At 59.0% G+C, this 5,862-nt stretch carries 7 protein-coding genes; 3 read left to right on the plus strand and 4 right to left on the minus strand.

All coding sequences use genetic code 11. The annotated features are described in order from the left end of the window. Positions 1-119: 119 nt before the first annotated feature. The 3 genes from EN884_RS22540 to EN884_RS22550 are packed head-to-tail and all read left to right on the plus strand — an operon-like array spanning position 120 to position 2,251. Positions 120-1,145 carry a glycosyltransferase family 2 protein gene (locus EN884_RS22540; RefSeq protein ID WP_224673147.1) on the plus strand — a complete coding sequence of 342 codons (1,026 nt, stop codon included), beginning with the start codon at positions 120-122 and terminating at the stop codon, positions 1,143-1,145. Beyond that, the gene (locus tag EN884_RS22545) at positions 1,120-1,812 is read left to right on the plus strand and encodes a class I SAM-dependent methyltransferase (protein WP_063170896.1); all 693 of its coding nucleotides are present in this window, start codon (positions 1,120-1,122) and stop codon (positions 1,810-1,812) included. The genes EN884_RS22540 and EN884_RS22545 overlap by 26 nt, the downstream gene beginning before the upstream one ends. After that, positions 1,805-2,251, plus strand: coding sequence for a GtrA family protein (locus tag EN884_RS22550; RefSeq protein WP_244514440.1), 447 nt, complete (start codon positions 1,805-1,807; stop codon positions 2,249-2,251). The genes EN884_RS22545 and EN884_RS22550 overlap by 8 nt, the downstream gene beginning before the upstream one ends. Before the next feature lie 3 nt (positions 2,252-2,254). On the opposite strand, the gene EN884_RS22555 is transcribed toward EN884_RS22550, so the two are convergent. The 4 genes from EN884_RS22555 to EN884_RS22570 form a co-directional block, all read right to left on the minus strand. Then, positions 2,255-2,878 carry a hypothetical protein gene (locus EN884_RS22555; protein ID WP_128360743.1) on the minus strand — a complete coding sequence of 208 codons (624 nt, stop codon included), beginning with the start codon at positions 2,876-2,878 and terminating at the stop codon, positions 2,255-2,257. After that, the gene (locus EN884_RS22560) at positions 2,865-4,112 is read right to left on the minus strand and encodes a hypothetical protein (protein WP_063170803.1); all 1,248 of its coding nucleotides are present in this window, start codon (positions 4,110-4,112) and stop codon (positions 2,865-2,867) included. Before EN884_RS22560 ends, EN884_RS22555 begins: the two co-directional genes overlap by 14 nt. Continuing rightward, positions 4,109-4,345 (minus strand): hypothetical protein, encoded by a 237-nt coding sequence (locus EN884_RS22565; RefSeq protein ID WP_063170804.1) that lies wholly within the window; start codon positions 4,343-4,345, stop codon positions 4,109-4,111. Before EN884_RS22565 ends, EN884_RS22560 begins: the two co-directional genes overlap by 4 nt. Positions 4,346-4,835: 490 nt before the next feature. Further along, complete coding sequence (locus tag EN884_RS22570; protein WP_063170805.1) at positions 4,836-5,759, minus strand: lipid kinase; 924 nt, start codon at positions 5,757-5,759, stop codon at positions 4,836-4,838. Positions 5,760-5,862: the final 103 nt, after the last annotated feature.

A 5,862-nucleotide genomic window follows, 5' to 3' on the forward strand; every position in this document is an offset into this window, starting at 1 on the left:
GTTCGCCACCCGCCTACGGCAACTGTTAAATTAGTAACGTCTTATGGAACTTTGGGGCTGGCGTTTCATTCATCGGCATGGAGGCCAATGTGATCCAAGGTACCGGGACCGGAGCGAACGTGTCGCTGCGCTACTCACTGGTTCTGCCGATATACAACGAAGAACAAGTGCTGCCTCGCCTGGTCGAGCGCATCAGGTTGCTAATCCACCAGCTGGACGGTGAGACCGAGGCTATTTTCGTTGATGACGGAAGCCGCGACGGTAGCGTCAGATACCTTCGGTGCGTGGTTGCCGCCGAGCCTCGTTTTCGGCTGATCGAGCTTTCGCGCAATTTTGGGCATCAGATAGCAATTACAGCCGGTATGGACGCCGCCCAGGGGGATGCTGTCATCGTCATGGATGCCGACCTCCAAGACCCACCCGAGGTGGTCCTCGATCTGGTGGCGAAGTGGAAGGAAGGTTTCGAGATTGTCTATGCCCGGCGCGTTAAACGCGAAGGCGAATCCTTGTTCAAGCGCTTCACGGCAAGTCTCTTTTATCGCTTACTGGAAAAGATGACGACCGTCGACATTCCGCGCGACGTTGGAGATTTCCGGTTGGTCGGCCCCAAAGCGCTGAGAACTTTCAGACAGATGCCCGAACAGGATCGCTTCGTCAGGGGCATGTTTGGCTGGATGGGATTCAAGCAGGCGGCGGTGCCGTTCGAACGTCCAGCACGAGCCCTTGGCCAGACCAAATATCCATTCTGGAAGATGGTGCATCTTGCTGCTCACGCCATCGTCAGCTTCTCGGAACGGCCGCTGCGCCTGGCGCTCTGGGGTGGCTTGGCCATTTCTGCGCTGGCCGTCGCCTTTGGTGCGTTTGCAATTTATGCCTGGGCTTTTGAAACCGGCGTAGTTGCCGGCTGGACCTCGACCGTGATGATTGTATCGCTCCTGTGCGGCATCAACCTTTTCATGACCGGCGTAGTCGGGATGTATGTCGGAAGCATCCACGCCGAAGTGAAACGGCGCCCGCTTTACGTGATCGATCGCCTCACCGGCTTCGACCGGGCGATGCCTGCCGTTCCCGTCAAGAACCGACGATCGTCTCGAAAATCCCGGATTGGAGTGCCGGCCAATGTCCGAACTCTTCGACAGTTATAGATCGATCTATGACGAGACAGTCCAGGGATCGATCCAATTTTCAGGGCTTAAGCACGACTTCTTTCTTAAGGCCAAGGCCGAGTTTCTGCGACGCGTTGTGGTTGAACGAGGGCTGGGCTCTGATGGCTCTGGTGTGCGAGCGCTTGATGTCGGCTGCGGCGTAGGCGTTCTCCATCCATTTCTCAAAGGCGCCTTCGCGTCCCTGGACGGCTGCGACATCTCGCCGGACTCGATCCTGCGTGCCAGGGAGGAAAATCCTGGCGTCATGTACAAGGTCTGCTCCAGCCTGACCCTGCCATACGACAAGGGCGTCTTCGATCTGGCCTTCGCCAGCTGCGTCGTCCATCATGTACCGCCAGCTTCCTGGCTTGAGTTCGTACGCGAGATGCGGCGCGTCCTTCGCCCGGGCGGTGTCGCCTGCATCATCGAGCATAATCCCTATAACCCGCTGACGCGTCTGGCTGTGTTCCGGTGTCCCTTCGACCGAGATGCCGTGCTGCTCAGCGCAGCCAAAACAGCGTCACTCTTGCAGATGACAGGCTTCACGAACATCCGGTCCGAGCACTTCCTGCTGCTGCCGTCAGGCAGACCGTTTGCCCGAAACGTCGAGCGCATGCTCGCCCGCCTGCCGTTGGGAGCACAGTATGTGTCTAGTGCGCGTGCCTGAGCACCTGCCTCCCGGCGACGCGCTCACGCTGCTGGCACGATTCGGCATGGTCGGCATCTCTGCCACAATTCTGTATGCCGCTTTGGTTGCCGCTTTTTCCAAATCGCAACTGCTCGGTTTCACGCCCGTCCAGGCTTCGCTTGGGGCATATGCCGCAGCCGCCTTGTTTTCGTATCTCGCGCACAAATACCTGACGTTCGTGTCGGGCCGGTCGCATCGAACCACAGCGCCACGTTTTCTCCTGCTGGCGGCAACAGGCTTTGCCATTGCCTATGGCGCGCCGGCACTTATGACGGTGAAGCTGGGCTTGCCGCTCGTCGTTCCCGTCCTGATTACGTGCCTGCTCGTTCCCACCATCAATTTCTTCGTTCTTGACCGGTGGGTTTTTGCCGATCGCCGTCCCGGTCGGCACGGCAACCGCTCCCGCCAGCGGCGATAATATTTAAACGGCGTCCAGTCGAAACGACACCAATTTGATGGAGCGTTTGTAAATGCTGCTGGCGGCCTTGCTGGGCAGGATCCCGTCGAGATAGTCAAACGTCATCTCTAACGTGCTGGCGTTTGAACAAGCTGCGTGCGCAATGAAGAACGAGACGGTCATGGGTTGTGTGCCCGACAGCGTGATCTTATGCACGGATACGCCATGGACTGAGATTATCACCCTCTGGGTCATCTGTGGCGGACGAACGACAGCGGCCATTTGTAGCGTTGCCTTTAGGCCGTCGCGAAGCGGCGGTATCTGCAGGCGAAGCCGCGAGGTTTCACCCAGCGAATGTGTGCCGTCGGCTGCTGGCCCCGACCAGCCACAAACTTTCATGCCGGAAGCCCGTTTGGCGCCGTCGGACCGGAAGGACACTGTCTGGCCGAGTGAGTAGCTGCCAACGGTATCGCGGTTGAGGCAGGTTGTCGTGCGGTCGATGTAATAGGCCCGATAGTCGGGGTGGACATTCGGATGGAGAGCCAGCGCAAGGATGAGGATTTCGGACACGGCCAAAGCCGCGGCGAGCGCGTAACCCCCAAGCGAGATCGCGCGTGCGTAGGGGTTGCCGACGTCAGACCAAAGCAAGGTAGCCCCCAATCCATGCCACCGTCATGAAATAGCAGGCGACCAGGAAGAGAAACAAAGCGGCTATCCAGGTCAGTTTCGATGCCGACAGCAAGAACGCCATCAACAGTATCAGAGGCGCAAGCCCAATGACGTATCTGACCATGGAGGCCAGATTCGTAATCAATGGCACGACAATGCTGATCGCGCAAAAGATACCAGCGCCATATTGCTTGCGAGCCATCAGCACGACTGATAACGCCAGCCCGGCGATTGCCGCGAGCGCACTCCATTGCGGCGCCGTGGGCAGCCACCCGGTCTTGGGAAACGCTGAGAGGCCGTCCCACAGAAACAGGATCGGGTTCCCAGCCACTCGTCCAAAGGCGCGTTGGACGTGCAGGAACGCAAAGCCGTCGCCGACAGTGACATACAAAAACAGGATGTAAGCGAACAAGCCGGCAGGCGAGATCAAGATAGCGACGAGCAGATCCGGCCGACCGAGCACCCAACGAGGAAAGGAGAGTGGTGAGCCGCCCCCTTTCCGATGCTGTTGGAACATTTCAATGACGGTCGCAAAGACGACAAGGACCCCAACAAGCCGCGTTGCCGAGAGGAGCGCTGACGAGATGCCAGCGGCGGGATAGCTGGAGCGTTTGAGTGCCAGGAAAACGCTCGAGGTCAGGAGCACGAAAAGAGGTTCGGAAAGGAAAGTGGTGAAGTGGAAGGAGAACGGGCCACTAAGCAAAAAAGCGCAGTACAGCACATAGGCCCGCATGTTCTTCTTCAGCAGCGGCCATGCCACCAGACATGCGGCGTAGCTGCATGCAAGTGAAGCGACGGTTGCGACCACTATCGTGGGGAAAGGAAAAATCGCTCGGATCACCGCTACCAGCATCGGGTAGAATGGAAAGAAGCCCCATCGTCCGACATTGCTTTGGTTCGGGATGGGAAAGCGCTCGTAGCCGCGTTCGGAAATGTCCACATACCAGTGGCAATCCCATCGGCAGAGCGCACGAGCATAAGACCCGAAGCCTGGTTCTGCCAATGTTGAAGCAACAGCGGCATAACGGATGGCAAGGCCAGTGAAACCGAACAGGAGCGGGACTGCCACCACCGCTGCCGCTACCATGTGGCGCCTGTTGATCGTCGGGCCGTAGTCGGGGAAAATCTCGAACTGCTCTGCGCCCTTCATCGACGGCGCATCGCCGGGGCTCTTGATGGCCGGGACGAGATTGTCAGTCCCGGATTTTCTCATCGCGGAGCACCGGCGCGGCGCGTTTCCATCCCCTGATGGGAGCCCGCTTCGACTGTGACCAAACCGCCGACCGTGGCCTTGCCAGCTTCATAGTCGACCGGCGTGGCGTGGCCCGGCGCCTTTGCCTTCTCCGGCGCGTTGCTTCCCCGACGGTCGTCGCGCAGTTCCAGATGAGTGACGCCGCCTGCCGTCACCTCGAGCCCAAAGTCGATGCCAGTCTGTCTCTGCGCCATGTGAGAGATTCTGGAGCGCGGCCGGCGGTCGTCAAGAGGTTGCTAATATTCGAACGGCAAAGGGCAACAATCCTTTGGCTGCATCACATATCAGTTCATTTTGAACCAGCCTTCGGGAACGCCTAAGGGCCGCGTTCGGCACCTTTGCCAAGGCGCGTTGTAACGAGCCGCAGCAACCGTTTGCATTCCGGCTCATGACGCAAAGCTCCGGCCAAGGAGTCTTTTCAGGCCGGTCGTGCCAAGCGGCCACGGCCCCAAGTCGCGCATGTCGACCTGCTAGCAACAGACCAAGGAAATCATAATTTGTCGAGCTCGCCGCTTCTCGCATGGACCGGTCGTTGTCGCCGTTTTGATGACCTCGGGACGATCGTGGGGCCAAATTGCTTGCCTAGTGGAGGTCAGCGTCGTCGAGAACACGATAATCATGCATGCCTCGCGGCCGGCGATAAGCTGTTGTGCAGCCTTGACGCAGGGATGGTCCACCGACAATCTAAGGTCTTTCTCCTTCCGTGCGATCTCGTATGCCGACGGGCGCAGGCGCGAAGACCGAGATCGCCTTTGGATGGACCTTGAAATGGGCTGGTGTCGAGGTGACGATCTCACCATCGGTGTTGACCGGCATCGGCTTCTCCGTCTCGATGTCGAACTCGACGCACCTAGCCGTGCGCACCTCTCGCCAGGCGCCATGCCTTCCAGACCGGAAGGAGCGGAGCATCAGCGCCAGCTTCCAGAGGTTCGTCATTTCCAAGCTATAAAGATCGAGATGTCCGTCATCGATCTCGGCCGTCTCTTCCACCACGTTGCCGCCGCCGTAATGGCGACCGTTTCCCACCGCAATCTGGTAGGTTTCGACGTCGGTCGACGCGCCTTTCTCAATAATCTTCGCGTGGAATCGCGTGGCCCGCGTCAACACTTTCACCGCCGCCAGCGCATAGCCGAGCCTGCCGAAACGCTTCTTCAAAGTGGGATCCAGACCCTTCGCCAATTCAGTGCTGAGTCCGATACTCGCAACGTTGAAGAAGGCATTGCCATTGACCGTGCCGATATCGATCTGCCGGAGTCGGCCCCGCACGATCACGTCAGCGGCCTGCAGAAGATCCATAGGGATGTCGAGTGTGCGAGCGAGGTCATTAGCCGTTCCCATAGGAATAATGCCCATCGGCAGGCGGCTTTCCACTACAGCCATCGCCGCCGCCGACAACGAACCATCGCCACCGCACACGACCACAAGGTCCGCCGTTTGGCGCAAGCGAACGATGTCACGAGCGATCTCCGGCAACGCCTCGAACTTTTCGACAGTGACAGAAAGCCGGCCGCGCTCCAGCCGCTCCACAATCGGGGCGATCAGCTCCTGGCCGCGCCGCGCCTTTGGATTGAGGAGCAGCAATGCGCGCCTTTTGGCCAGTTTGCTCATTCAAAGATCGATCCGATGGTTCATAACGCATGCACACAAGGCGGCTGTTCATTCGACCGCAGCCGACGTTTTTGGCTCTCCGGACCTACCTCCACCGCGGTTG

This window comes from Mesorhizobium sp. M7A.F.Ca.AU.001.01.1.1 (genome assembly GCF_004022735.1).
Lineage (GTDB): Bacteria > Pseudomonadota > Alphaproteobacteria > Rhizobiales > Rhizobiaceae > Mesorhizobium > Mesorhizobium ciceri.